The following is a 25,090-nucleotide window of genomic DNA, read 5'->3' on the forward strand; positions in this document are numbered from 1 at the left end:
CGTCAGCGTGGCGGCTTTTGGCTGACGATACCGCCGCCGGAGACTGTCGGTGCCGTAAGGCATGATGGAGGGATGAAGGGGCGCGAGCTCGCCGGCGGCACACTTGCGGCCGGTGCCATGGACCGGTTCAGCCGGCCGACCCGGGACTGGTTCCTGGGTGCTTTTTCCACGCCCACCCCGGCCCAGGACGGTGCCTGGAACGCCATCTCCTCGGGTTCGCATGCCCTCGTCGTGGCCCCCACCGGCTCCGGCAAGACGCTCGCGGCCTTCCTCTGGGCGCTGGACCGGCTGCTGGTCTCCACCGCCGCCGGACCGGAGGAACTGCCCGGCCTGGACGCTGCGGCGTTGAAGGCCGCGCGGCGGAAGGCGCCCAAGCGGAAGACCCGCGTGCTGTACATTTCCCCGCTCAAGGCGCTCGGTGTCGACGTCGAACGCAACCTCCGCGCCCCGCTGATCGGCATCACCCAGACCGCCAAACGCCTCGGGCTGCCCGCGCCGCTGATCACCGTCGGGGTCCGGTCCGGGGACACGCCGGCGTCGGAGCGCCGCACGCTGCTCAGCCACCCGCCGGACATCCTTATCACCACCCCGGAATCGCTGTTCCTGATGCTGACGTCCAAGGCGCGGGAGACCCTCAGCGAGGTGGACACCATCATCGTCGACGAGGTCCACGCCGTGGCGGGCACCAAGCGTGGGGCACATCTGGCGGTATCGCTGGAACGCCTCGACGCCCTGCTGCCCAAGCCGGCGCAGCGGATCGGCCTCTCGGCCACCGTGGAGCCCAGGGAGCTCGTGGCGCAGTTCCTCGCCGGCCCGGCACCGGTGGAAATCGTGGCCCCGCCGTCGCGGAAGAACTGGGACCTGACCGTCTCCGTCCCGGTGGAGGACATGTCCGATCTGCAGGGAGCCGCCGGGGCCTTCGACTCCGGCCCGGCATCCGGGCTGCAGCCGCAGGCGTCCATCTGGCCGCATGTGGAGGAGAAGATCGTCGATCTGGTGCTGGCCAACCAGTCCACCATCGTGTTCGCGAATTCCCGCCGGCTGGCCGAACGGCTGACGGCACGGCTCAACGAGATCTACGCCGAGCGCCGGCTGATGGCGGCGGCCGGCGGCCGGGACGGGTTTGGTGCCGGGGCGCCGGACTTCGAAACCACACCGGCTCCGGTGCCGTCCGGCGGTGCTGCGTCGCTGCCCGCCTCCACCTCCACCTCCACCGCCACGCCGGCGCACATGATGGCCCAGGCCGGCAGTACGGCCGGCGCCGATCCGGTCCTGGCCCGGGCCCACCACGGCTCCGTGTCCAAGGACCAGCGCGCCCTGATCGAGGACGATTTGAAGTCCGGGCGGCTGCGCTGTGTGGTGGCCACCTCCTCCCTGGAACTCGGTATCGACATGGGCGCCGTGGACCTCGTCGTGCAGGTGGAATCCCCGCCCTCGGTGGCCAGCGGCCTGCAGCGGGTGGGCCGTGCCGGCCACCAGGTCGGCGAGATCTCCCAGGGCGTCCTGTTCCCTAAGCACCGGGCGGACCTCGTGCACACCGCCATCACGGTGGAACGGATGCTGGGCGGCAAGATCGAGCGGCTCAGCGTTCCGGCCAACCCGCTGGATATCCTGGCCCAGCAGACCGTCGCCGCCACTGCCCTGGGTGCCATTGACGTGGAGGAATGGTTCGCCACGGTCCGGCGGTCCGCACCCTTCGCCTCGCTCCCCCGCTCCGCCTTCGAAGCGACCCTGGACCTGCTGGCGGGCCGCTACCCCTCGGATGAATTCGCGGAACTGCGGCCGCGGATCATCTGGGACCGCAACGCCGGCACCATCGAGGGGCGCCCGGGGGCGCAGCGGCTCGCCGTCACCTCCGGCGGCACCATCCCGGACCGCGGGCTGTTCGGCGTCTACATCATCGGCACCGAGGCGGAGGGCTCCGGGGCTGCCAGCGCGGACGGGCGGGCCGCGAGCCCGGCCGCGGCGGCGGCCAAGGGCGGGCGCCGGGTGGGCGAACTCGACGAGGAAATGGTCTACGAGTCCCGGGTCGGCGACATCTTCGCCCTCGGCGCGACCAGCTGGAAGATCGAGGACATCACCCACGACCGCGTCCTGGTCTCCCCGGCCTTCGGCCAGCCCGGCAAGCTTCCCTTCTGGAAGGGCGATTCCCTCGGCCGGCCGGTTGACCTCGGCCGTGCCCTCGGCGCGTTCATGCGCGAACTTTCCGCGTCCGACGTCGGGCCCGCCACCGCACGCTGCAAGGCGAGCGGCCTGGACGACTTCGCGGCGAACAACCTGATCCAGTACCTGGCCGAACAAAAGCTGGCCACCGAGGTGGTCCCCTGCGACACGACCCTCGTGGTGGAGCGCTTCCATGACGAACTCGGTGACTGGCGGGTGGTGCTGCACAGCCCCTTCGGCATGCCGGTCCATGCACCCTGGGCCCTGGCCGTCGGGCAGCGGTTGCACCAGCGGTACGGGATGGACGGCTCCGCCATGGCCGCCGACGACGGCATCGTGCTGCGCGTGCCAATGATGGAGGACGAGCCGCCCGGCGCCGAGCTGTTCCTCTTTGATCCCGAGGAGCTGGAACAGATCGTGACGGCGGAGGTCGGCGGCAGCGCCCTGTTCGCCTCCCGTTTCCGCGAGTGCGCTGCCCGCGCCCTGCTGCTGCCCCGGCAGAATCCCGGGAAACGGCAGCCCCTGTGGCAGCAAAGGCAGCGGTCCGCCCAGCTGCTGGATGTCGCCCGGAAATACCCCACCTTCCCGATCGTGCTGGAAACGGTGCGCGAATGCCTGCAGGATGTCTACGACCTTCCGGCCCTGAAGGGCATCGCCGCCTCCATTGAGCGCCGCGAGCTGCGGATCGTGCAGACCACCACCCAGCAGCCCTCGCCTTTCGCCAAGTCCCTGCTGTTCGGCTACGTCGCGCAGTTCCTCTATGAGGGCGACTCCCCGCTCGCCGAACGCCGGGCCGCGGCCCTGGCACTGGATTCCACCCTGCTCAACGAGCTCCTGGGCCGGGTGGAACTGCGCGAACTGCTCGACGCCAAGGTCATCGACGCCACCGAACGTGAGCTGCAGCGCCTGGCTCCGGACCGGCGGGCGCGCGGGCTTGAGGGCGTCGCGGACCTCCTGCGCCTGCTCGGCCCGCTCACGCCGGACGAGGTCGCCGCCCGGCTGGAGGCGGCTTCGATGCCCGGGCCCGGTCCGGTGGACGGGCCCGTCAAGGCGGCGGCCTCCCCCGCCGACGCCACGGCGCACCTCGCGGCTCTCCAGCGCGCCAACCGCGCCATCAAGGTCAACGTCGGCGGCGTCGAACGCTACGCAGCGGTGGAGGACTCCGCCCGCCTGCGCGATGCCCTTGGCGTGCCGCTGCCGATGGGCGTGCCGCTGGCCTTCATCGAGCCCGTCGCGGATCCGCTGGGGGATCTCGTCTCGCGCTACTCCCGCACCCACGGGCCGTTCACCTCGGCCGAAGCCGCCGCCCGGCTGGGACTCGGCGTCGCCGTCGTCGGCACCGCACTGAAGCGGCTCGCCGCGGACGGACGGGTGGTGGAAGGCGAGTTCCGCCCCCATGCCCCGCCCCCGGAAGGGACAGCACCGGACGCGGATGCCGGCGTTGCAGCCCCCACGGCCCCGTCTGTCGTTCTGCCGGTCGTTCTGCCTCCGGCAAGTGTCAGCGAGTGGTGCGACGCCGAGGTCCTGCGCAAGCTCCGCCGCCGTTCACTCGCCGCGCTGCGCGCGGAGGTCGAACCCGTGGACTCCGCCGCCTATGGCCGTTTCCTTCCGGCCTGGCAGAACGTCCGCGCCCCCGGCAGCCGCCGCGGGCAGCCGGCGCTGCGTGGGCTGGACGGCATCATCACCGCCGTGGACCAGCTCTCCGGGGTGCCCATTCCGGCGTCGGCCTGGGAGCCGCTGGTCCTGGCCGGCCGGGTATCCGACTACCAGCCGGCCATGCTCGATGAACTTATGGCAGCCGGCGAGGTCCTCTGGTCCGGCGCGGGCTCGCTGCCGGGCAATGACGGGTGGGTGAGCCTGCATCTGGCCGATTCGGCCGAACTGACGCTGAACCCCGCCATCGACTTTGTGCCCGGCGACGCGCAGCTGCGGCTCCTGGAGCACCTGCGGAACAACGGCGGCGGCTATTTCTTCCGGCAGCTGACCGGGATTGCCGGCGGCATGGATACGGTGCTGAGCGACCAGGATGTGGTCTCCGCGCTGTGGGACCTCGCCTGGGCCGGGCGTCTCACCGGCGACACGTTCGCGCCGGTCCGCGCCCTGATCGCCGGCGGCCACACCGCCCACCGGCAGGTCGCCCGCGCGCCGCGGGCCCGGGCACCGCGGCTGAGCCGGCTGGGACGCGCCCACGGCACCGGGTTGCTGGGCTCGCCCGGGCTCACCGGAGGCCGCTACGGTTCCGCCACCGGCGCGGCGCCTACTCCCCCGCTCGCCGCGGGCCGCTGGTCCGCGCTGCCTGCCCCCGAACTGGATCCCACCATCCATGCCCGTGCCACCGCCGAACTCCTGCTGGACCGGTACGGGGTGGTCACCCGCGGATCGGTCATGGCGGAGAACATCCTGGGCGGCTTCGGCCTGATGTACAAGGTGCTCGCGCGGCTGGAGGAGGCCGGCCGGTGCCGCCGCGGGTACTTCATCGAACACCTCGGCGCCGCACAGTTTGCCGTCCCGGCCACGGTGGACCGGCTGCGGTCCTTCGCCGAGGATACCCAGCTGTCCAAGCCCGAGCCGGTCGCGCTGGCCCTCGCCGCCACCGACCCTGCCAACGCCTACGGTGCTGCCCTGCCGTGGCCTGCGCTCAACGTCGAAGCCGGCACCGGCCACCGCCCGGGCCGGAAGGCCGGCGCCCTGGTGGTGCTCGTCGACGGCGCCCTGGTCCTCTATGTGGAGCGTGGCGGCAAGACCCTGCTCGCGTTCAGTGACGACGCCGGGATCCTGGCCGCGGCGGGCGCGGCGCTGGTGGGGGTGGTGAAACGCGGCGCGGTGGACAAGCTGATCATGGAAAAGGTCAACGGCCACGGCATCCTGGACACTCCCGTCGCCGCCGCCCTGGCCCAGGCCGGCGCCTACTCCACACCGAAGGGATTGAGGATCCGTGCCTGAGGGCGACTCCGTCTTCCGCGCGGCGGCGCAGCTTCAGGCGGCGCTGGCCGGGCAGCAGCTGATTTCTTCCGACTTCCGGGTCCCGCGCTTCGCCACGCTCAAGCTGGATGGCTGGACTGTGAACGAGGTGGTGCCGCGCGGCAAGCATCTGCTCATGCGGCTGCAGGGCCCGTCTCGGGAGGACCGCCTGACCATCCACTCGCATTTGAAGATGGAAGGCGCCTGGCAGGTCTACCCGCCGGGAGGCCGCTGGCGGAAACCCGGGTTCACCGCCCGGTGTGTGCTGCGCACCGCGGCGGCAGACGCCGTCGGGTTCTCCCTGGGCATCCTGGAGGTGGTGCGTACCTCCGAGGAGGACTCGGTCGTGGGCCACCTCGGCCCGGACCTGCTCGGGCCCGACTGGGACCTGGCCGAGGCCGAACGGCGGATCCGCACCGCACCCGGGGTTCCGATCGGCGTCGCGCTGTTGGACCAGCGGAATCTGGCGGGAATCGGCAACATCTACCGCTGCGAGGCATGCTTCCGCTCGGGCGTCCACCCGGCGTCCCCGGTCTCCGCGGTGGGTGACCTGGGCGGACTGATTGCGGGCGCCAAAGCCCTGCTGGAAGCCAATCTGGGGCCGGGCCCGCGGACCACGGTGCTCCATGCACGGGGCATCCCGGTGGCCCGGATGGCCGGGCGGCCCGGCTACTGGGTGTACCGCCGAGAGCACCAGCCCTGCCTGAAGTGCGGAACGCCGGTACGCCGTGGAGTCCTAGCCACGGCCGCAGGGACCGAGGAACGGGATATCTATTACTGCCCGGGGTGCCAGCCGGCGCCCGAATAGAACCGCTGCGGATCCGGTCCTGCGACGCTCACATTACCCGGCGCGGACTGATTCCCGCGTCGCCGGCAACGTTCGGCGTCAGTGCGCTGCGGCTTGCAGCGCTTTCGGCTCCGGAACGGTGAACCGTGGCAGCAGAAGCTGCACCAGCGGGCCGATGGCCAGCGCGTAGACCACCGTGCCGACACCGATGGAGCCGCCCAGCAGCCAGCCGGCTCCGAGCACCGCCACTTCGATGCCGGTCCTGGATACCCGCACGGACCATCCGGTGCGCCGGGCCAGCCCGGTCATCAGGCCGTCCCGGGGGCCGGGCCCGAGGCGGGCTCCGATGTAGCACGCCGAGGCGATGCCGTTCAGCACCACGGCTCCGGCGAGCATGCCGATCTGTCCGCCCAGCTGGGAGAACTCCGGGATCAGCGCCAGGCCGACGTCCGCGAAGACCCCCACCAGCACGGCATTGCACAACGTGCCGACGCCGGGCCACTGCCGCAGCGGAATCCACAGCAGCAGCACCAGGAAGCTGACGATCACCACCACGGTGCCTATGCTCAGACCTGCCCTGCCGGCCAGCCCTTGATGGAAGACGTCCCAGGGGTCCAGTCCCAGTCCGGCCCGGATGAACATCGCCAGGGAAACGCCGTACAGGGCGAGGCCGACAAGAAGCTGGAGGAGTCTGCGGGGCATCATGGCACCCATCTTCCCGGAAAACTGGCCTTGTATTCCATATCCAGTTTGAGATACTGGCCTTATGTCCGGCTCCCTGAATCCCGGTTCCCTCGCCCGCCTGCTGGGCGGGTGGCACCTCGGCACCGCCCCCGCCTACCGCGAGCTGGCCGACGTCGTCCGCCTGCTGGTCCTCGACGGCCGCGTCCCGCTGGACGTCGCGCTGCCAAGCGAGCGGTCCCTCGCCGCGGCCCTGGGCATCAGCCGCACCACCGTGACCGCAGCCTATTCCTCGCTGCGCGAGCAGGGCTTCCTGAGCAGTGGCCAAGGCAGCAGGGGCCGGACCTGCATCCCGGGTCATGGGCCGCGGAACGTAGGAGGCGGAGGCGCAGACGGGGCGGCCGGAGCATCGAGCCTCAGCGGCGCGCCGGGCCTGGCCGTCCCGCCCGGGCTCCTGGACCTTGCCTATGCCTCACTGCCGGCCAGCGGTGAGGTGGTGCACCGGGCCTTTGCGGCCGCGCTGACGGAACTGCCGGCACTGCTGCCCGGCTTCGGCTACGACGCGCTCGGCGTGGGCGCGCTCCGGGAGGCGATCGCAGCGCGGTATTCGGCGTCGGGCGTTCCCACCACTGCCCGGCAGATCCTGGTGACTTCCGGCGCACAGCATGCCCTGAACATCATCCTGCGCACGCTCGCCGGCCGAGCGGACAAGGTCCTGGTGGAGCATCCGAGCTACCCGAACGCCCTCGACGCCATCCGCGCCGCGGGGTGCCGTCCCGTGCCGGTGGCCATGCCTCCCGCCGTGGCCGGCGCCACGCCCGGCTGGGATCCCGACGCGATGGAGACCGCACTGCTGCAGCAGCGGCCCGCGATGGCCTATGTGGTGCCGGACTTCCACAACCCCACCGGGCGGCTGATGTCCGATCCGCAGCGGCGCCGGCTCATACGTGCCGCAGCAGCCTCGGGCACGGTACTGGTGGTGGACGAGACACTGCGCGAGTTGAACCTCGACGCCGCCGGCTCCACTCCCATGGCCGCGTTCAGCCCGGCTGTGGTTTCGCTTGGTTCCCTCAGCAAGTCGCACTGGGCGGGGCTTCGGACCGGCTGGATCCGGGCCAGCGAACCCCTCATCCAGCGCTTCACTGCCGCCCGCACCACCCTGGACCTCGGCGGCCCCGTGGTGGAACAGCTCGCCGCGGCGCATCTGGTCAACGCCATGACGGAGCCGCTTCCTGCCCGGCTCGCCGCGCTGCGCGGGAACCGCGACATCCTGCTGGAACTGGTGCGCGGACACCTGCCAGGCTGGGAACCGGAACGGCCCGACGGCGGCCTGTCCGTGTGGTGCCGGCTTCCGGCGCCGATCAGCACGGCGCTTGCAGTGATCGCACCCGACTTCGGCATCCGGCTCGCCGCCGGCCCCCGGTTCGGGCTGGGCGGGGCGTTTGAGCACTACCTCCGGGTGCCGTTCACCTTGCCGCCGGAGCAGCTGGAGACCGCCGTGCGTGCGCTGCGCTCGGCCCAGGACAGGGTGGAGGCCGCTCCCCAGCTGCGGCGGAACCTCGTGGTCGCGCCGGCCGCAGCCATCGCCTGACTCGGGGAATTCCCTGCGCTGCGTAAATTTCCCGGCGACGCCCGAATCCGGGGGTCGCCGGGTAATTTGCGCAGCGCCAGGTAATCCGCACGGCGCCGGCGGGCGGGACTCCTACGCGTAGACCTTCTCGAGGAAGCCGCCCCACGCCCGGGCTGTGGCTTCGGAGTCCCCGCGGCCGCTGAAATCGTGGACGGTCATGCCCACCGGCGCGCCGAATGCGTTGCGGCCGAAGAACCGGTACAGCGTGTCGGCCGTCCGCAGGCCCAGGAAGTTTTCGTTGGAAAAGTCGACTTCCCCGGCCAGTTTCCCGACGCCGTCGAGCTCCAGCTCCACCGCGCTGCCCGCTGCGGAGCCGTCCATGCGCAGTGCCCTCCTGAGCCGGTTGAATCCGTCCGGGGTCTGCGACGCGGCAGGCGCCTGGATATCCGTGAACACGACGGGCCTGCCGCCGAAGTATTTCAGGTACTGGCCAAGGGTGTGCAGGTAGAACGCGGTGTGCTTGCTGGCGCCGTCGTACTGCTCGTCCCAGTTGTCCGCAAAGATGCCGCTGTGGACGTAGTGCAGCCGGGCGCGGCCGCCGTCGAGCGGTTCCAGCACGTGCTCGAGCTGGTTGAACCAGCCGTCCGGGCCGTCCATCCGGGAGACCAGGTGGGTGGGGTACTCGTCCATGGTCCTGACGGCCGGCCACTGGTCCGTGGGGAACATCCACGCCGGGGTGTCCTTGGTGACCGCCTCCCAGACCTGCTCGGGGGTGCCGGGCAGCTCAGTGTCGTAGACGATCTCGAAATTCCGCTTGTCAGTCATTCTCCTGCTCCTTTGCGTGTGGGGTGGTGCGTGGCGGTTTGAGTGCCGCGGGTTTGAGTGCCGGATGAAGCGCGACGACGAGGCGATGCTTGCGCCCGCCACCCGCCGGGGTGCCGCCCGGCCCGGCTCCGCCCGAGGCGCCGCCGTCGTGGTACTGGTCCACGAGCCGGGCCACGGCGGCGCCGAGCTCTTCCGCGAAGGCGGCCCGGTCGGCGGCGGAACGGAACGTGATCTCGCCGTCAATCGCGAAGGTGGCGAGTTTCTGCTTCGCCGCCGTGGCCCCCGCGATCAGCTGGCCCATTTCCTGGACCATCCGGCCGGCGAGCGCGAGCAGCCAGAAGGCGGAGAACCGGTCCGAGAACCGGTGGGGGTCCGGCGCCACGGAAGCGAGCGCCACCGGCGAAATGAGGTACGAGGAAGCCGTGGCCTGGAGGACCCGCTCGGTGACGTTGCCCTTGCGCCGCTCCTCCACCAGTTCCACCAGCCCGTGGCGCTCGAGGGCCTTCAGGTGATAGTTGACCTTCTGCCGCGGCAATCCGACCTTGGCGGCGAGCTGTGTGGCCGATCCGGGCCGGGCGAGCTCCTGCAGGATGCGGGTCCGGATCGGATCCAGCGACGCTTCCGCAGCGGCCGGGTCCTCGATCACTGCGATGTCCAACATGCGTCAAGCATGCCTGCCGACAGTTTTATTTGTCAAGAACTTTTTTCTGTTCGGTGACCGGCGGTCGCGTGTCCGGCCCTTCGGCGTAGCCGGAAGTCTGCCGTTCGCCGGACGCGTGCGGCGACCGGGCAGGCCTCCCGCGAACTGGGGGTGCGGCGGGCGAGAGGCGGGCGGGGCAGCACGCCGACCGGCCGGGAGCGGACACGTAGAATGGACCGGTGATGCAATCCCCCCTTCCCGTGCGCGACGGCGTCAACGCAACGCGCCTGCGCCTGCCGGACGAGGGGCCCTGGGATACCGCGATGGACTACATGATGCACCGCTGGGGCCACATCGACCCCCAGGGCATCGAGGACCGGTTCGACGCCGGAGAGATCGTCGGCCAGGCCGGCCTCCCCCTGGACCGCGCGACGCCACTGCAGGACCACACCTTCATCTGGTACTACCGCACGCTGCCGCCGGAGACCCGGATCCCGGTGGAGCTGACCATCCTGCACCAGGACGAGCACCTGCTGGTGGTGGACAAGCCGCATTTCCTGCCCACCACGCCCGGCGGCACGTACATCCAGGAATCGGCCCTGGTCCGGCTCCGGAACCAGCTCAATCTGCCGGACCTCATCCCGATGCACCGGCTGGACCGCATGACCGCCGGCATCCTCTTGCTCTCCACCAACCCCGAGACCCGAGGCAAGTACCAGGTGCTCTTTGAGAAGCGCCAGGTCCAGAAGGAATACGAGTGCGTGGCCGCCGCCGAGCCCGCACCGGGCCATCCCGCGGTGAAGTTCCCCGTCATAGTACGGAACCGGATGACCAAGTCCCGCAGCTACCTGCTCGCCGAGGTGATCGACGGCGAACCCAACACCGAGACCCGGATCGAGCGGCTGCGGACGTTCGGCGCCGCTCCCGGCATCGAAAACGCGCTGTACCGGCTGGAGCCGCACTCGGGCAAGACCCACCAGCTCCGTGTGCACATGGCGTCGCTGGGGCTGGGGATCGTCAACGACTCGTTCTATCCGGAGCTGCTGGACAAGGCCCCGGATGACTACTCCAAGCCGCTGCAGCTCCTGGCCCGCGGGATCCGGTTCGTCGATCCCGTCAGCAGGCAGCCGGTGGAGTACCGCAGCCAGCTGGAACTCAGCGAAGCACGCTAGCCTGTCACAGGCCTGTCGGCAGCCGCGGTACGGTCGGGGACCGGCCTGAAGTGCGGTACCTTGTGCCCATGGACTTGGGCAATGCGGACAGCTGGGGGGCGGCGATCTATTTCTGGATCATCCCTACGGTCCTTGGCGACGCCATTTTCCCGCCGGTCCCGTCCGAGATGCTGGTCATCACCGGCGGCGCGCTCTCGGCCGAGGGGCGTGCCAACGCCGTCGTGGTGGTGATCCTCGCCGCTGCAGCCTCCTGGCTCGGCGACATGCTGGTGTTCCAGCTCTTTAAGCGGCGCCTGAGCCATGTGATCGACCGCTGGAAATGGGGCCGGGCGTTCCATGCGGCAGTCCATCGGGCCATCGCCAGGGCCGGCCGGTCCTCCACCTACGCCGCGATCATCGGAGTCCGTTTCATCCCGGGCGGACGGCTCGCGACGACGGCGGCAGCGGGCATTGCCAACGTCTCCACCCGCGGCTTCAGCCTCTGCGCGGCACTGGGCGGGACGCTCTGGGCGGCCTGGTCCGTCAGCCTGGGCTACTTCACCGGCTCGGCCACCAGGCTGCCGTTCTGGGCGAGTTCGCTGATCGGCGTCGGCGCGGGGCTGGTGATCGGCGCCGTCGTGGGCGTGATCGTGACCCGCCGCCGGGGCAGCCGGCCCCCCGCCGCTGATCCCGACGAGGAACTGGACTTCTAGACGGGCGCCCAGCGGCCGCGGTTGCGGCGCAGGACCGTCAGGTTTCCGGTGACCGCAACGCGTTCGACGGCGTCACGCATCATCGCTGCCGATTCCCGGGCCTGGCTGTTCTCGCCGCTGTAGGAGGTGGGCTCGACCAGGAAGCGCAGGTTCAGCTGGGGAACGCCGCCGGCGAGCTCCAACTGGTTTGATTCCACATGATGGCGCGTCTCCAGCGCCTCCACCGCCGCGGCCATCACGGCTTCCGGAGGGTTGCCCGGCTTGAGCCCGGTGATCTTGAGTCTGGTCTGGAACGACGGCATTGAACAACCCTAGCCGCGCCGCCGCCAACGCTCGCTCCCGCACCTGATGTGAGGGAGCGTCCGGAAAAAACTGCGACGCCTGAGGGAGCGTCGGCAGGGGAAGGAAGTGCTACCCGGTGTTGCGCAGGCCGGCGGCTACTCCGTTGACGGTGATGAGCATGGCACGCTGGAGGCGTTCATCGATCTCGGCCCCGGAGCTGCCCGCGGAGGCTTCAGCCCGCACGCGGCGGAGCAGCTCCACCTGCAGGTAGCTGATCGGGTCCAGGTACTGGTCGCGGATTTCCAGCGAGCGCCTCAAGGTGGGCTGGGCATCGAGCAGGAGCTGCTCGCCGGTGAGCTTCTGGACTTCGGCGACGGTGAGCTCATATTCGGCCCGGATGGCGCGGAAGAGGTGGTGCAGCTCCTCCGGGACCAGGGTGGAGACGTAGTAGCCGGCAATGTCCATGTCCGTCTTGGCCAGCGTCATCTCGACATTGGAGAGGACCGAGCGGAAGAAGTGCCAGCTCTCCATCATCTCCACGAGCTGGGCCGAGTTTCCCGCCTCGCGGGCGGCCTTGAGGCCGGACCCGACGCCGAACCAGCCAGGGACGATCTGCCGCGACTGCGTCCAGCCAAAGACCCACGGGATGGCGCGCAGGCCTTCGAGCCCGGAGCCGGAATCGGGCCGCTTGGAGGGCCGTGAGCCGATGTTCAGCGACCCCAGCTGTTCCACCGGGGTGGAGGCCAGGAAGTAGGCGGGCAGGTCCGGATCCTCGATCAGCGTCCGGTAGCGGGCAAACGCGGCGTCGGAGATGGTCTCCATGACATGGCCGTAACGCACCCGCTGGTCCTCGGAGGTACGCGGGGTGCGGTGCAGCGCGGAGCCCTGCAGGACCGCCGCGAGCGAGAGTTCCAGGTTCTCGCGGGCCAGTTCGGGCAGCGAGTACTTGTCGGAGATGACTTCACCCTGTTCGGTGAACTTGATTTCGCCTTCGAGCACCCCGTTGGGCTGGGCCATGATCGCGTCGTACGTCGGGCCGCCGCCGCGCCCCACGGAGCCGCCGCGGCCATGGAAGAGGCGTACCCGGACGCCGTGCTTCGAGGCGACATCACGCAGCTTGCGCTGGGTCTTGTAGATCTCCCACTGGCTCGTCATCACGCCGGATTCCTTGTTGGAGTCCGAGTAGCCCAGCATGATTTCCTGCACGTCACCGCGCAGCCGGACCAGCTCACGGTAGGACGAATCGGAGAGCAGCCGGTCCACGATCTCGGCCGAGGCGCGCAGTTCCTCCACGGTCTCCAGCAGCGGCGCGAAGCCGATCTTGGCATAGGGTGCCGCACCGAAGAGGTTCACCAGTCCGGCTTCGCGGGCCAGCACCGCAGCGGCCAGGACGTCGTCCGCGCCCCGGGTCATGGAGACAATGTAGGTCTCGATCACGTCGGGGCCGTAGGTGCGCAGGGCCCTCCGGATCTCCCGGAAGACGTCGTAGGTGCCGTCCGCGACGCCGTCGAGCTTGATCGGGTGGCCGGACAGCGGGCGCCGGGAGGCGAGTTCGGAGCCCAGCACCTCGAGCCGCTCGGCCCGGCTGAGTTCCGCGTACCGGACGCCGGGTCCGCCGAGGCGGTCCATCAGCTGCCCCACGGCGTCATGGTGGTGGTCGGCGTGTTCGCGGATATCCAGCGTGGCCAGGTGCAGCCCGAAGGAGGCGATGGCGCGGCGGACCCGGGCCAGGGCGCCGTCGGCCGCCAGCGCGGCGTGGTGGTTCCGCAGGGACCGCGCCAGCAGCCCCAGCTCGGCGAGGAGTTCCGCGGTGGCGGCGTAGTCGCGGCCGGGCTCGTGCGCGGTTCCGGCCGCCACCCGCCGGCCGGTGTTGAGCAGCTTGGCCTTGATGCAGGTGAGTTTGAGCCGGTATGGTTCCTGCGCGTTCAGCTCCAGGACCCTGCGGTCCAGGCCCGGGAGGTTCTTGAGATCGACGTCGATCGAGTCCAGGAGTTCAGCGTCCGCCCCGGCCAGCGCCGTCGAGTTGGACAGGATGGAAATGAGTTCGTCAATCAGCCCGATGCTGATCCGGACGGCGTGCTGGTTATGGAGCTGCAGGATCTGGTGGGTGACCTCGGCCGTGACGTTTGGATTGCCGTCCCGGTCGCCGCCGATCCAGGAGCCGAACCGGATCGGGGCCTTCTGCGACGGCAGCGTGACCCCGTGCTCGCCAAGCAGCTCCGAGAGATCCGAGAGCATCTCCGGCATCGCATCGGTGAGGATTCCGGTCAGGTAGTAGATGGCATTGCGGGCCTCATCCACCGGGTTGGGCCGGACCTGGCGGAGCTCATCCGTCTGCCACATCTGGTCGATCACCTCGGAGAGCTGGCGGTCCTGGCGGCGGCGCGCGGACGTGCCGTCGGCCGTGGCCTCGGCGAGGATATCGGAAAGCCGGCGGACCTTATCCAGCACCGAGCGGCGGGAAGCCTCCGTGGGATGGGCGGTGAAGATGGGCCGGACGTCGAGCTCGTTGACGACCTCCTGCAGCACGGAAGTGCCGGCCTTCGCGGCGATGTCCGTGACCGCCTTGGCGAGCCAGCCGTCCTTTTCCGGCCGCCTGCGCAGCCCGCGGACCCGGTGGACCTGCTCGGCGGCGTTGGCCAGATGGAAATAGAAGGCGAAGGCACGGACCAGCTCGGTGGCCTGCTCAAGGGGCAGGGAACCGAGCAGTTCGCGGACCTGGGCGACGACGTCGTACGCGCTCCAGGGACCGGTGGCATCGGCGCCGCCGCGGGCCGCTTCCTTCGATTCCTTGGTCAGCAGGCGCACCTGTTCCACGAGTTCCAGGAGTTCGGGGCCGTGCTGGCGGACGAGGGATTCGCCGAGCAGGGTGGAGACCCGGCGGACATCGGCCCGCAGTTCGGAGGCGAGATCGGTGCCGGGATTCATTGCAGTGTCAGCCATTACAACAATCTTTCGAGGGATCGACGTGGCTCGTACACTGCGCTGGATACTGTGAGCCGGGTTACGTGTTCCTATGGGATGTTACCCGGCTCACGTCCCGACTGGGAATCCGTCTCAAATAGTGTCCTGCCCCGACCCCCAACCGACTCATAGCCGGGGCCGTTTTGGGCGCTCAAAACGGCCCCGGCTGCGAGCTGGTCGGGTGAAGGCTTACCGGGCGATCTTGAAATTGAAGTGCCCGGTTCCGAGTGCACCCCAGAGCCGCAGCCAGAGCGGCATGATCATTTCGGCGCCGCGGGCGGTGGTGATGTCGCCCAGGTCGATGATGTCCCGGTGGCCGAAGCCCTTCAGCAGCCAGGTCACGGTCTCCTTGGCGTCCACGTCGTTTCCGGAAACGAAGACCGAATGCTCTCCCCCTGCCACGCCCGCCGGATCCACCATCACGCTGGCCGTCATGGTGTTGAGGGTCTTGACCACCCTGGCTTCCGGGAAGGCCCGCTGGATCTGCTCCGCGAGGCTGTCCGTGTTCACCGGATTCAACGACGGCGGCATGCCCTGGGAGAAGTCGAGCGGGTTCGCGACGTCCACAAGGACCTTGCCGGCCAGATTTGCGGCGCCGGCGGCGGTCAGCGCGTCGAGGGATCCGCCGCCGTTGGTGGCGTTGACGACGATCTCGGCGCCGGCAGCGGCGTCCGCGAAGGTGGCGACACCGATCTGGCTGTGCCCCGCATGCCACTGGGCAAAGGGCGCCGCACCCATCAGCCCCGGCCCAGTCCGGGCCAGCGTCGCCTCCGGATCGCGGGTGCCGATGACCACCTCATGCCCCAGCCCGGCCAGGGCTCCGGCAATCGTGGGGCCAACAGTGCCGGTTCCCAGTACAGCAATCTTCATGGCATCCTCAATCCGCAGGGGTGGAGTAGACAGGCTTGTCTACTGGTGGGCAAGACGCTATCAGACAGACCTGTCTATGGCAAGGGGGCAACATCGGGCGTCGGGCCGATGGGCATGTCCAACCCTTGCCGGCCGGCCGACGACGCCGAGAGCGCCTCCACGATCCACGCCGCCCTCGATGCCGGCGCGACCCTACTGGACCCTGCTGGACACCGGGACGGCATGGGACACAACGAGATGCTGCTCCGCGATGCGATCAGAGGCCGCCAGCCCGAGGACGCCCAGATCAGCATGAAATTCGGCCTCCTGCGCGACCCCCGGGGACGCTGGAACGGCGCAGATGGGTGATATCCCCTAGCCGGGCGACGGGATCAACGCAATCACGACAGCCTTCGGGAGGGCCGGAAACCAGCTTTGCGGCCGGCGTCTCCGGCTCGAGCGGCGAAATCTGAATTCGGAAAACATTTATTTTTTATAGGTCTCGACTATATGAATTCAACGGCGTAGCTTTGCATGTGGAACGAGCGTCCGTGACCGGCATCACACCAGCAGGACTCTGAGCAGAGCCCGGCTGGTCCTCCATAAATTAGAGGATGTCGGGTTTGCAGGCGGTCCCTCCCGGACCCCGGCCGGGATTCTGACGTGATCTTCGCCGCAGTCTTATATGCACCTAATGATGAACAGTTCTGACAAACCTTTCATAACAATATTCATAGGAGAGACATGGAAACCCTGGTAGGAACACTGAGCAAGGCCGGATCCATCCACAAGGTGGAAGGAGGCTATAGCTCCCTGCCGCAGATGAACGAACCCGGGTGTGATGCCTCCATCGGTGACTCCCTCTCCAACCCCGGCGGGTCGGTCATGAGCGCCGGATTCTTCGAACTCAAGGCCTCCGAACCCCTGGTATACACATACACCTACGACGAAATGAAGGTCGTCATCCAGGGCGAATTCATCCTCACCGACCAGACCACAGGAGACGTCACGCATGCCAGGGAGCGCGACGTGCTGTTCTTCCCCAAGGGCACAACAGTCAAATTCGAGACCCCTGACTATGCGCTAGGTTTCTACACCGGCCACCGCTCCTTCGCACCCTGAATGACTCGGCAGACTAAAAGGAGAAGGTCATGATTCTTAGAGAAATTTCGTTCGAACGGTTGATTTTCACTTGCACTGGTTGCAGCCATGACTGGGTGGCCGACTATGACGTCCAGCATGTTGAGGACGGTCACGGGCACGAACGGGACTATTTCTTTCGCGACGGACTGCACTGCTCCGATCCCACAGGTCTAGGCGAAACGACGTGTCCGCACTGCGGCCGGGCCTCGGTCCTTGCCCACCTCAGCGCCCGTCAGGCCAGTCCCGCGGTCACGGACAGCGCCACGGAGGGACCGGGCGAAATACCCACACCTGCTCGGGCCACGGCACCGCTGCTCTCAGGCGCACGATAGGCCCCTCGCAAGGGACCGGGCCCTACCCGGGCTGGCGCTCAACCCCACCCCGGCTCCCCGGGTGCCGGGGTGGGGTTGAGCGCCCTCTACGCAGTCCTGATCTGGCTATGATTGTCCTGGGCCTGGCGGCCCACTGCTGAGCCGCCTGCATTGCAGGACACAGACAGACTTGTCTGTGTACCATGGAGCCATGACTCCGACTGCCACCACGGCACCACAGGCCGTCCGCACGCCTGCCGGGCATGCCAGGGAGAAGATCCTGGCAACGGCCTTCCGGCTCTTCTACTCCCAGGGGCTCCGGGCCGCCGGCATCGACACGATCATCGCCGAGTCCCGCGTCGCGAAGGCCACGTTCTACAAGTATTTTCCGGCCAAGGACGACCTCATTCTGGCGTATCTGGAGATGGTCGACGGTGCCTGGAGCGGGCAGCTTCACGCCGCCGCCGAAGCTGCCGGCGAGGACCCGGCCGCGCAGCTCGTGGGCCTGTTCAATGCCCTGACAACCGCCTGCCGGCGTGACGGCTACCGCGGCTGCGCCTTCATCAACGCCGCGGCCGAGTCGGCCTCAGGAACCCGCATCCACGATCGGACGGTGGCCCACAAGGAGCAGATCCGTGCCTGGATCTGCGACCTGGCCGTCCGCGCCGGCGCGCAGGATCCGGACCGGCTCGCCCGCAGCCTGACCCTGCTGCTCGACGGCGGCCTGGCCAGCGGGGTGCTCGACGGCGACCCGGCGGCCGCCATCGCCGCCCGCGACACCGCATCACAACTCGTGGCAGCTGCACTCCCCAACTGAGTGGCAATTGTTGTCGTTTTGAGGCCTCAAAACGACAACAATTGCGAGCCAGCTGGGATCACCGACATGGAGGAACCCGTGACCGCCTTGAACAACACCACCGCCGGCGCGCAAACCGACCCCCAACTCGCCCGCTGGCAGCGCTTCCGGAACAGCCGCAACACGGCCCTGGCCAGCGCGCACGGCTGGCTGACCCTGGCCTCGTTCCAGTGGCTGGAGGACCGGCCGGGAGCCGTCGACCTTGCCCCCGGGCTGTGGTCCACGGACGGCACGACGGCGTTCCTCACCGCCGTGGCGGCTGACGGGCTGACGCTGGTGGAGACCGGCGAGCCCGTGGACGGGACCCTCAGCGCGACGCTGTCGGATGAGGAGTCGCTGATGTGGGTGCAGTACGGCGGCGACGACGGCCGCCAGGTGGTGGTGGAGCTTGCCATGCGGGCGGACAAGTACGCCATCCGCACCCGGGATTCAAAGTCGCCCGTGTTCACGGAGTTCGACGGCGTGCCGACCTTCGACTTCCGGCCGGAACTGGCGGTCCAGGCGAAGTTCGTGCGGTATCCGGAGCCGGTGGACATCCCCATCGGCACCGCCAACCCGCTGGTGGACGGGGTCCACCGTTCCGTCGGCGAGCTGGTGTTCCGGCTGCCGGGCAAGGACCACGAGTTCCATCTGCAGGCCGAGGAGGAGAACCTCGGCGCCCTCACGGTCACGTTCCATGACGAGACCAACGGCGCGGCCCCGCCGGAACAGGCAACGGCCGAGTGGCGCAAGGTGTCCACGGCCAGGCCCCGCCCGGACAGCACGGTCATCCTGGACTTCAACCGGGCCATCAACTACCCCAGCGCCTTCACCCCGTATGGCACCTGCCCCATGCCGGTGAAGAACAACAGCCTGGACTACCGGATCGAAGCCGGGGAGAAAGAGCCTGCGCCCTTCCCACCGGCTAGACGATCGCCGAGACCCCGGTAACCGCCCGGCCCACGATCAGCGTGTTGATCTCGAACGAACCCTCGTAGGTGTAGATCGCCTCCGCATCGGAGAAGATCTTCGCCATCCGGTAGTCGGTGACGATCCCGTTGCCGCCCAGCAGGGACCTGCCCATCGCCACGGTTTCCCGCATCCTGGCGCTGACATAGGACTTCGCCAGGGACACCTGGGCCATGTCCCCGGCACCCTGCTCCTGCAATTGCGCAATCCGGACCATCATTCCCATGCTTGCCACGGCGTTGCCCAGCATGGTCACCAGCTGCTGCTGGACGAGCTGGAATTTCGCCAGCGGCCGCCCGAACTGCCGGCGTTCGACGGCGTACTGCCGGGCGACGTCGAACGCGGCCAGCTGCTGTCCCACGGCCTGCCACGCCACCATGATCCGGGAGCCGCGCAGCAGCTCGTTGGTGTCCTCGAAGCTGTTGATCCCTGCGAAGCGGTCAGCCTCGGCCACCCTGACATCCTCGAACACGATGTCCGCGTTCTGCACGGTGCGCAGGGCGATCTTGTTCTCAATTTTGCTCCGGCTCAGGCCGGGCAGCTTCGCGTCCACGATGAAGCCGCGGATGCCGCCGTCGGCCTCGTCGCGGGCCCAGACCAGCATGTAGTCGCAGAACGTCCCGTTGCCGATCCAGCGCTTGGCGCCGTTGAGTACCCAGCAGTCCCCGCCGTCGTCCGCCGAAGCGGGCACCCGCCGGGCCCGGGTTTCCATCCCGCCGGCGACGTCGGAGCCGTGGTCCGGCTCGGTGAGGGCGAAGGCGCCGGTGGTCCGGAGGCCCGCGGCGTCCTCCAGCAGGCGGCCCTTCTGCTCCGCCGAGCCGAAGGCGTAGAGCGACTCCACGAAAAGGTCGTGGTGGACCAGGAAGAAAGTCGCCAGCGAGGTATCCACGCGGGTCATTTCGGCGATCACCAGCCCGGCAAACAGGTGGCTGTAGCCACGCTGGGCCGGGGCGCTGAGCTCCAGGCCGGCCAGCTTGGGCAGGATGTGGGCGGGGAATTCGGCCTTGTTCCACCAGTCCGTGGCGAAGGGGGCGACCTCGGCCGCCAGGAACTCCCGCAGTTCCGCCAGTTTCGCCCGCTCCACGGCGCTGAGCAGTGATTCGAAGTCGAAGAAGTCGGCCGTGGGCAGCCCCGCCATCGAAGCCGCGGGTGCCGAAGCCGGCGCCGACCCCGGGGATGAGGCGGCCGGAGCGGTCACTTCGGTCCCATCCGGATGGCGCCGTCGAGGCGGATGGTCTCGCCATTGAGCATCGTGTTGTCGACGATATGCGCGGCCAGGTTCGCGTATTCCGCGGGCCGGCCCAGCCGGGACGGGTGCGGGACCTGGTGGCCGAGCGAGTCCTGCGCCTCCTGCGGCAGGCCTGCCATCATCGGCGTCTCGAAAATGCCCGGGGCAATCGTGACAACCCGGACCAGCGAGCGCGCCAGTTCGCGGGCGATCGGCAGCGTCATGGCAGCCACGGCACCCTTGGAGGCGGCGTAGGCAGGCTGGCCGATCTGGCCGTCGAAGGCGGCGACGGAGGCGGTGTTGATGATGACTCCGCGTTCCGGACCGCCCAGTTCCGTCACTGCCGGCTCGGTGGCCGCCATCGCGGCCGCGGCCAGGCGGATCACGTTGAAGGTGCCCACGAGGTTGATCTGGATGACGCGGTTGAAGTTCTCCAGAGGGAGCACGCCGTCGCGGCCCAGCACCTTTCCGGGCGTGCCGATCCCGGCACAGTTCACCAGAATGCGCAGCGGGCCCAGCGCGACGGCGGCGTCGACGGCGGCCTGCACCTGCGCCTCGTCAGTGACGTCCGCAGGGACAAAGACTGCCTTGTTTGTTTGTTCCGGCGGGTTTACGGCTCCGGAGGCGTCATTGCCCGCCTTCCCCCGGGCGTTGAGCTCCGCGGCGAAGGCGTCACCGGCCGAGCCCGGCAGGTCCAGCAGCACAACGGACGCGCCGGCGTCGAACAGGCGCCTCGCCGTCGCCGCACCAAGACCCGAGGCCCCGCCGGTAATCAGCGCGACAGTACCCTTGATGTCCATGCATCCTCCTTGATGTGGAACCGGAACCCTGCCGCGGACTGCGCACCTTGATGGACGAGGCAGTCACCGGCGGCGGGGAACATTAGTTAGTGAATGTTAACTGAACTGCGGACATACCGCACCTCCCCGGCGATCGCACCCCGGATGACCCCCGCCACTAGGCTGGATCCATGACCCCAGCTGACGCCGCCACCGCCCCGGACTGGTCCTTCCGTGCCGACGAGGCGGCGCGCACGGTGACCAGGCTTTACGGACAACGGCTGTTCCTCCTGCCGGGCACCCACATCGCCGCGATCGTCCGGCCCTCCAGCCGGCTGAAGGACCTGGCCCGGCCCTGGCACTACTGGTGGCAGGCGCACTACCTGGACTGCCTTGTGGACGCCGGCCGGCGGGAGCTGGTCAATCTGAACGCCGGCCGTCCGGGAGCGAAGTTCGACGGCGAAACCCGGCCGAGCGCCGGAAAGCTGGCTTCACGGCTCCTCACCGGCATCCGGCTGCGCAACTTTTTCACGGTCGTCAACAACTACTACGACGACATGGCGTGGCTGGCCCTTGCCACCCTGAGGCTGGGGCAGCTTGCCGCCGACGCCAGCAAGCCGGGCGGCCGGCGCACCGCCCGCGTCCTGCACCGCCTCACGCAGCAGTTCGATTCCGCCTCCACGGACGATCTGGGCGGCGGGACCTTCTGGAGCAAGAAACGCGATTTCAAAAACACGCCCGCCACCGCACCGGTGGCACTCCACTACGCCCGGACCGGCAGGGCCGCCAAGGCCCAGGCCCTGCTGGACTGGCTCGATGCCCGGCTCTACGACCCGGAACAGGGCATGTACCGGGACGGGCTGCGGATCACCGGCACCGGGGAGGTGCTGATGGAAAGCGCCATCTATTCCTACAACCAGGGTCCGGTCCTCGGCGCCCTGCTCGAACTTGGCGGCGCGGGGAACCTTGAACGGGCCTCCGCCCTCGTGGCAGCGGTGGCGCGCAGCTTCACCCTGGCCGCACCGCTGACGGGGCGCAGTGCGACGGTGCTGCGCTGCGAGGGAACCGGCGACGGCGGACTCTTCACCGGGATCCTGGTCCGATACCTGGCACTGGCGGCCATGGACGAACGGCTTCCGGCCGGGACCCGGGCCACGGCGGCCCTGCTCGTGACGGACACCGCGGAGGCCTTCTGGGAAGGCCGCCGCACCCTTCCGGCCACCGACCCGCTCGCCCGCCGCGGCGGCAGGCTGGTCTTCTCCCTACGGCCCGAGCTGCCGGCTCGCCTGAGCTACCCGGCCGGCGCCGCCTTCGAACTGTCCACCCAGCTCCAGGCCTGGATGGTGCTGGAAGCTGCGGCCGCCATCGCCCGGCGGGCCGGCGGCCCGGGTGACGCAGCAGGGAATTAGATCATGCAATAGTTTCGTAATTGATGTGATCCTGATCACTTAAGGCGTAATCGAGTTGGTTGCTTAGGTTTGGCTAACCTACAGTTTTTCCTAGTGAGCATGCCCTAACTTCCCCGCTCACAGGGGGCTAGGGCTCCCCAGACCTATTCCTTGCAGAAAGTAGCCCCATGAAGATCCGCAACAATGCGCTGGCCGGGATCGCACTCCTCGCCACCGCCGCGCTCGGCCTGGCAGCCTGTGGCTCCGGCACCTCCAGCGGCGGCAGCAGCAGCGCCGGGACAGACGGCAAAGTCGCCGGCGAGATCACGGTCTACAACGCCCAGCACGACACCCTGACCAAGGAATGGGTCGACGCCTTCACCGCGGAAACCGGCGTCAAGGTCACGGTGCGCCAGGGGGACGACACGGAGATGTCGAACCAGATCATCCAGGAAGGCCAGGCCTCCCCGGCCGACGTCTTCCTCACCGAGAACTCCCCCGCCATGGCCCAGGTGGAAAACGCCGGCCTGTTCGCAGACGTGGACAAGGCCACCACCGACCAGGTGCCGGCCGCATTCCGCCCCTCGACCAACAAGTGGACCGGCATCGCGGCACGCTCCACCGTGCTCGTCTATGACAAGAGCAAGCTGAGCGACAGCCAGTTGCCCAAGTCCATGCTGGATCTGGCCAAGCCCGAATGGAAGGGCAAGTGGGCGGCATCGCCGTCCGGCGCCGACTTCCAGGCGATCGTCTCCGCCCTGCTCGAGCTCAAGGGCGAAGCCGCCACCGCGGACTGGCTCAAGGGCATGAAGGAAAACTCCAAGGCCTACAAGGGCAACAGCACGGCCATGAAGGCCGTCAACGCCGGCGAGGTGGACGCCGCCCTGATCTACCACTACTACTACTACGGCGACCAGGCCAAGACCGGAGAGAACTCCAAGAACCTCACGCCGTACTACTTCAAGAACCAGGATCCCGGCGCATTCGTGTCCGTCTCCGGCGGCGGCGTGCTGAAGTCCTCCAAGAACGCCGCGGCCGCCCAGGCCTTCCTGAAGTTCATCACCGGCAAGAAGGGCCAGGAGATTCTCCAGAAGGGCACCTCCTTCGAGTACGCCATCGCCTCCGATGTCCCGGCGAACGACAAGCTCGTGCCGTTGAAGGAGCTGCAGGCCCCCACCGTGGATCCTGCCAAGCTCAACTCCGCCAAGGTCACCGAGCTGATGACCCAGGCGGGGCTGCTGTAGTAGCAATGGCAAGCAAGCTGGCGGCTCCCGAAATTTCCGGGGAAACGACGTCGGCGGGCAGGGGCAAGCGCCCCCGCCCGCCTTTCGGAGTTTCCGTTGTCGCGATCCTGGCGGTCCTGATCGCCCTCTTCTCGCTCATCCCGCTGGGCTACGTCATCTTCATGACGGCCGCCACCGGCTGGGACGCCGCCGTCGCCCTGATCTTCCGCGAGCGGGTGGGAGAACTCCTGCTCAACACGGTGCTGCTGATGGTGATCACGGTGCCGCTGTGCCTGGTGCTCGGGGTGGGCGGCGCCTGGCTGGTGGAGCGCACCAACCTCAAGGGCCACAGGTGGTGGGCCGTGCTCCTCGCCGCCCCGCTGGCGATTCCGGCCTTCGTCAACAGCTATGCGTGGGTTTCCGCTGTGCCCTCGCTCGGCGGGCTGTGGTCCGGCGTCCTGATCGCCACCCTCTCCTATTTCCCGCTGGTATATATCCCGGCGGCGGCGACGCTCAGCCGGCTGGACCCGGCCATCGAGCAGTCCGCCGCATCCCTGGGCCTGGGCGCCTGGCGAGCCTTCTTCCGCGTCGTGCTGCCCCAGCTGCGCATCGCCATGACCGGCGGTGCCCTGCTGGTATCCCTGCACTTGCTGGCCGAGTACGGCGCCTTCGCGATGATCCGCTTCGACACCTTCACCACCGCGATCATGGTGCAGTACCGGTCCACCTTCAACGGGACCGCCGGAAACATGCTGGCCAGCGTTCTCGTCTTCATCTGCCTGATCCTGCTGCTGGTGGAAGTCCGCGGCCGTGGCAGCGCCCGCTACGCCAGGGTCGGCTCCGGCACCCAGGGCCGCGCCCTGCGCCTGCCCCTGCACGCCTATCAGGTCCCCGCCCAGCTGTCGCTGATCGCCCTCACCGGACTGGCCTTCGGGCTGCCGCTGACGTTCGTGCTGCGCTGGATCCTTGCCGGCGGCCCGGAGATCTGGGCAGCGGATGAATTCCTTCCGGCGCTGCTGCAGACGCTCGCCTACGGCCTGGCCGGGGCCATAGCCACCACCGTCGTCGCGTTCCCCATGGCGTATCTGGCGGTGCGGCATCCGAGCTGGTTCAGCAAGGCCCTGGAACTGTCCAACTACGTCACGAGCTCCATGCCCGGAATTGTGGTGGGACTGGCCTTCGTGACCGTGAGCATCCGGCTGGCGCCGGGCATGTACCAGACCGCAGGACTCCTGATCGCGGCCTATGTGCTGCTGTTCCTGCCGCGGGCGCTCGTCAACATCCGTTCCGGCATGTCACAGGCACCCAAGGAGCTGGACGAGGCCGCGCAGGCACTCGGCAAGCCTCCCCTGCTCTCCTTCCTCCTGGTGACGCTGCGCCTCACGGCTCCCGCCGCCGCTGGCGGGGCGGCGCTCGTGTTCCTCGCGATCGTCAACGAGCTCACGGCGACCCTGCTGCTCTCCCCCAACGGGACCCGGACCCTTGCCACCGAGTTCTGGAGCAAGAGCAGCGAAATCGACTACGCCGGAGCCGCCCCGTATGCCCTGCTGATGATCCTGATCTCGGCGCCGATGACCTACCTCCTTTTCCAGCAGTCGAAGAAAGCAGCGGGACAGTGACCGATTATT

General features: G+C 68.7%; 20 protein-coding genes. 12 read left to right on the plus strand and 8 right to left on the minus strand.

What is annotated here, in order from left to right; translation table 11 throughout:
* Positions 1 to 72: 72 nt before the first annotated feature.
* Together E5206_RS00545 and E5206_RS00550 are read left to right on the plus strand one after the other, a co-directional pair.
* Positions 73 to 5,106: an ATP-dependent helicase gene (locus E5206_RS00545; RefSeq protein ID WP_136320777.1), complete on the plus strand. Its 5,034-nt coding sequence runs from the start codon at positions 73 to 75 to the stop codon at positions 5,104 to 5,106.
* Positions 5,099 to 5,932, plus strand: a complete 834-nt coding sequence (locus E5206_RS00550) for a DNA-formamidopyrimidine glycosylase family protein (RefSeq protein WP_136320778.1) — start codon at positions 5,099 to 5,101, stop codon at positions 5,930 to 5,932. Before E5206_RS00545 ends, E5206_RS00550 begins: the two co-directional genes overlap by 8 nt.
* A 78-nt stretch (positions 5,933 to 6,010) precedes the next feature.
* On the opposite strand, the gene E5206_RS00555 is transcribed toward E5206_RS00550, so the two are convergent.
* The gene (locus E5206_RS00555) at positions 6,011 to 6,616 is read right to left on the minus strand and encodes a hypothetical protein (RefSeq protein WP_136320779.1); all 606 of its coding nucleotides are present in this window, start codon (positions 6,614 to 6,616) and stop codon (positions 6,011 to 6,013) included.
* 61 nt (positions 6,617 to 6,677) lie between these two features.
* Between E5206_RS00555 and E5206_RS00560 the strand changes: the two genes are divergently transcribed.
* Positions 6,678 to 8,183 (plus strand): PLP-dependent aminotransferase family protein, encoded by a 1,506-nt coding sequence (locus tag E5206_RS00560; protein ID WP_136320780.1) that lies wholly within the window; start codon positions 6,678 to 6,680, stop codon positions 8,181 to 8,183.
* A 111-nt stretch (positions 8,184 to 8,294) separates the two neighbouring features.
* Here the strand turns inward: E5206_RS00560 and E5206_RS00565 are convergent, their stop codons facing one another.
* Complete coding sequence (locus tag E5206_RS00565) at positions 8,295 to 8,987, minus strand: SRPBCC domain-containing protein (protein WP_136320781.1); 693 nt, start codon at positions 8,985 to 8,987, stop codon at positions 8,295 to 8,297.
* Positions 8,980 to 9,648, minus strand: a complete 669-nt coding sequence (locus tag E5206_RS00570; RefSeq protein ID WP_136320782.1) for a helix-turn-helix domain-containing protein — start codon at positions 9,646 to 9,648, stop codon at positions 8,980 to 8,982. Before E5206_RS00570 ends, E5206_RS00565 begins: the two co-directional genes overlap by 8 nt.
* 221 nt (positions 9,649 to 9,869) lie before the next feature.
* On the opposite strand from E5206_RS00570, the gene E5206_RS00575 reads away from it, so the two are divergent.
* Both E5206_RS00575 and E5206_RS00580 read left to right on the plus strand, forming a co-directional pair.
* On the plus strand, positions 9,870 to 10,799 hold the full coding sequence (locus tag E5206_RS00575) for an RluA family pseudouridine synthase (RefSeq protein ID WP_136323886.1): 930 nt from the start codon (positions 9,870 to 9,872) through the stop codon (positions 10,797 to 10,799).
* Positions 10,800 to 10,867: 68 nt separating this feature from the next.
* The gene (locus E5206_RS00580) at positions 10,868 to 11,491 is read left to right on the plus strand and encodes a VTT domain-containing protein (RefSeq protein ID WP_136320783.1); all 624 of its coding nucleotides are present in this window, start codon (positions 10,868 to 10,870) and stop codon (positions 11,489 to 11,491) included.
* Here the strand turns inward: E5206_RS00580 and E5206_RS00585 are convergent.
* From E5206_RS00585 to E5206_RS00595, 3 genes are all read right to left on the minus strand, one after another.
* Positions 11,488 to 11,793: a hypothetical protein gene (locus tag E5206_RS00585; protein ID WP_136320784.1), complete on the minus strand. Its 306-nt coding sequence runs from the start codon at positions 11,791 to 11,793 to the stop codon at positions 11,488 to 11,490. The two genes, E5206_RS00580 and E5206_RS00585, sit on opposite strands and share 4 nt — an antisense overlap.
* Positions 11,794 to 11,902: 109 nt before the next feature.
* Positions 11,903 to 14,716: a phosphoenolpyruvate carboxylase gene (gene ppc, locus E5206_RS00590; protein WP_136320785.1), complete on the minus strand. Its 2,814-nt coding sequence runs from the start codon at positions 14,714 to 14,716 to the stop codon at positions 11,903 to 11,905.
* 210 nt (positions 14,717 to 14,926) lie between these two features.
* Positions 14,927 to 15,607: an NAD(P)-binding domain-containing protein gene (locus E5206_RS00595; RefSeq protein WP_136320786.1), complete on the minus strand. Its 681-nt coding sequence runs from the start codon at positions 15,605 to 15,607 to the stop codon at positions 14,927 to 14,929.
* A gap of 114 nt (positions 15,608 to 15,721) precedes the next feature.
* On the opposite strand from E5206_RS00595, the gene E5206_RS00600 reads away from it, so the two are divergent.
* The 4 genes from E5206_RS00600 (at position 15,722) to E5206_RS00615 (ending at position 18,826) form a co-directional block, all read left to right on the plus strand.
* Complete coding sequence (locus E5206_RS00600; RefSeq protein WP_205759978.1) at positions 15,722 to 15,955, plus strand: hypothetical protein; 234 nt, start codon at positions 15,722 to 15,724, stop codon at positions 15,953 to 15,955.
* A 375-nt stretch (positions 15,956 to 16,330) separates the two neighbouring features.
* Positions 16,331 to 16,708 carry a cupin domain-containing protein gene (locus tag E5206_RS00605; protein ID WP_136320787.1) on the plus strand — a complete coding sequence of 126 codons (378 nt, stop codon included), beginning with the start codon at positions 16,331 to 16,333 and terminating at the stop codon, positions 16,706 to 16,708.
* Positions 16,709 to 17,251: 543 nt separating this feature from the next.
* Positions 17,252 to 17,857: a TetR/AcrR family transcriptional regulator gene (locus tag E5206_RS00610; protein WP_136320788.1), complete on the plus strand. Its 606-nt coding sequence runs from the start codon at positions 17,252 to 17,254 to the stop codon at positions 17,855 to 17,857.
* Positions 17,858 to 17,935: 78 nt separating this feature from the next.
* Positions 17,936 to 18,826, plus strand: a complete 891-nt coding sequence (locus E5206_RS00615; RefSeq protein WP_240689865.1) for a DUF1684 domain-containing protein — start codon at positions 17,936 to 17,938, stop codon at positions 18,824 to 18,826.
* On the opposite strand, the gene E5206_RS00620 is transcribed toward E5206_RS00615, so the two are convergent.
* Both E5206_RS00620 and E5206_RS00625 read right to left on the minus strand, forming a co-directional pair.
* Entirely contained in the window at positions 18,801 to 19,982 is a 1,182-nt protein-coding gene (locus E5206_RS00620; protein ID WP_136323887.1) for an acyl-CoA dehydrogenase family protein, read from the minus strand. The genes E5206_RS00615 and E5206_RS00620 overlap by 26 nt on opposite strands.
* A gap of 56 nt (positions 19,983 to 20,038) precedes the next feature.
* Complete coding sequence (locus tag E5206_RS00625) at positions 20,039 to 20,872, minus strand: SDR family NAD(P)-dependent oxidoreductase (RefSeq protein WP_136320790.1); 834 nt, start codon at positions 20,870 to 20,872, stop codon at positions 20,039 to 20,041.
* Between the two features lie 170 nt (positions 20,873 to 21,042).
* Between E5206_RS00625 and E5206_RS00630 the strand changes: the two genes are divergently transcribed.
* The 3 genes from E5206_RS00630 (at position 21,043) to E5206_RS00640 (ending at position 25,081) form a co-directional block, all read left to right on the plus strand.
* Positions 21,043 to 22,260, plus strand: a complete 1,218-nt coding sequence (locus tag E5206_RS00630; RefSeq protein ID WP_136320791.1) for a glycoside hydrolase family 76 protein — start codon at positions 21,043 to 21,045, stop codon at positions 22,258 to 22,260.
* A gap of 167 nt (positions 22,261 to 22,427) precedes the next feature.
* Positions 22,428 to 23,483 (plus strand): iron ABC transporter substrate-binding protein, encoded by a 1,056-nt coding sequence (locus tag E5206_RS00635; RefSeq protein WP_136320792.1) that lies wholly within the window; start codon positions 22,428 to 22,430, stop codon positions 23,481 to 23,483.
* A gap of 5 nt (positions 23,484 to 23,488) precedes the next feature.
* Positions 23,489 to 25,081: an iron ABC transporter permease gene (locus E5206_RS00640; protein ID WP_136320793.1), complete on the plus strand. Its 1,593-nt coding sequence runs from the start codon at positions 23,489 to 23,491 to the stop codon at positions 25,079 to 25,081.
* Positions 25,082 to 25,090 lie beyond the last annotated feature (9 nt).

The sequence above is a fragment of the Arthrobacter sp. PAMC25564 genome, from assembly GCF_004798705.1.
Classification (GTDB): Bacteria; Actinomycetota; Actinomycetes; order Actinomycetales; family Micrococcaceae; genus Arthrobacter.

Excerpts from the sequence above, each read along its gene's own strand:
- E5206_RS00545 (WP_136320777.1), top strand. The coding sequence starts at position 73 with ATGAAGGGGCGCGAGCTCGCCGGCGGCACACTTGCGGCCGGTGCCATG.
- E5206_RS00555 (WP_136320779.1), bottom strand. The coding sequence starts at position 6,616 with ATGATGCCCCGCAGACTCCTCCAGCTTCTTGTCGGCCTCGCCCTGTAC.
- E5206_RS00560 (WP_136320780.1), top strand. The coding sequence starts at position 6,678 with ATGTCCGGCTCCCTGAATCCCGGTTCCCTCGCCCGCCTGCTGGGCGGG.
- E5206_RS00565 (WP_136320781.1), bottom strand. The coding sequence starts at position 8,987 with ATGACTGACAAGCGGAATTTCGAGATCGTCTACGACACTGAGCTGCCC.
- E5206_RS00570 (WP_136320782.1), bottom strand. The coding sequence starts at position 9,648 with ATGTTGGACATCGCAGTGATCGAGGACCCGGCCGCTGCGGAAGCGTCG.
- E5206_RS00575 (WP_136323886.1), top strand. The coding sequence starts at position 9,870 with ATGCAATCCCCCCTTCCCGTGCGCGACGGCGTCAACGCAACGCGCCTG.
- E5206_RS00580 (WP_136320783.1), top strand. The coding sequence starts at position 10,868 with ATGGACTTGGGCAATGCGGACAGCTGGGGGGCGGCGATCTATTTCTGG.
- E5206_RS00585 (WP_136320784.1), bottom strand. The coding sequence starts at position 11,793 with ATGCCGTCGTTCCAGACCAGACTCAAGATCACCGGGCTCAAGCCGGGC.
- ppc (WP_136320785.1), bottom strand. The coding sequence starts at position 14,716 with ATGGCTGACACTGCAATGAATCCCGGCACCGATCTCGCCTCCGAACTG.
- E5206_RS00595 (WP_136320786.1), bottom strand. The coding sequence starts at position 15,607 with ATGAAGATTGCTGTACTGGGAACCGGCACTGTTGGCCCCACGATTGCC.
- E5206_RS00600 (WP_205759978.1), top strand. The coding sequence starts at position 15,722 with ATGTCCAACCCTTGCCGGCCGGCCGACGACGCCGAGAGCGCCTCCACG.
- E5206_RS00605 (WP_136320787.1), top strand. The coding sequence starts at position 16,331 with ATGGAAACCCTGGTAGGAACACTGAGCAAGGCCGGATCCATCCACAAG.
- E5206_RS00610 (WP_136320788.1), top strand. The coding sequence starts at position 17,252 with ATGACTCCGACTGCCACCACGGCACCACAGGCCGTCCGCACGCCTGCC.
- E5206_RS00620 (WP_136323887.1), bottom strand. The coding sequence starts at position 19,982 with ATGGCGGGGCTGCCCACGGCCGACTTCTTCGACTTCGAATCACTGCTC.
- E5206_RS00625 (WP_136320790.1), bottom strand. The coding sequence starts at position 20,872 with ATGGACATCAAGGGTACTGTCGCGCTGATTACCGGCGGGGCCTCGGGT.
- E5206_RS00630 (WP_136320791.1), top strand. The coding sequence starts at position 21,043 with ATGACCCCAGCTGACGCCGCCACCGCCCCGGACTGGTCCTTCCGTGCC.
- E5206_RS00635 (WP_136320792.1), top strand. The coding sequence starts at position 22,428 with ATGAAGATCCGCAACAATGCGCTGGCCGGGATCGCACTCCTCGCCACC.
- E5206_RS00640 (WP_136320793.1), top strand. The coding sequence starts at position 23,489 with ATGGCAAGCAAGCTGGCGGCTCCCGAAATTTCCGGGGAAACGACGTCG.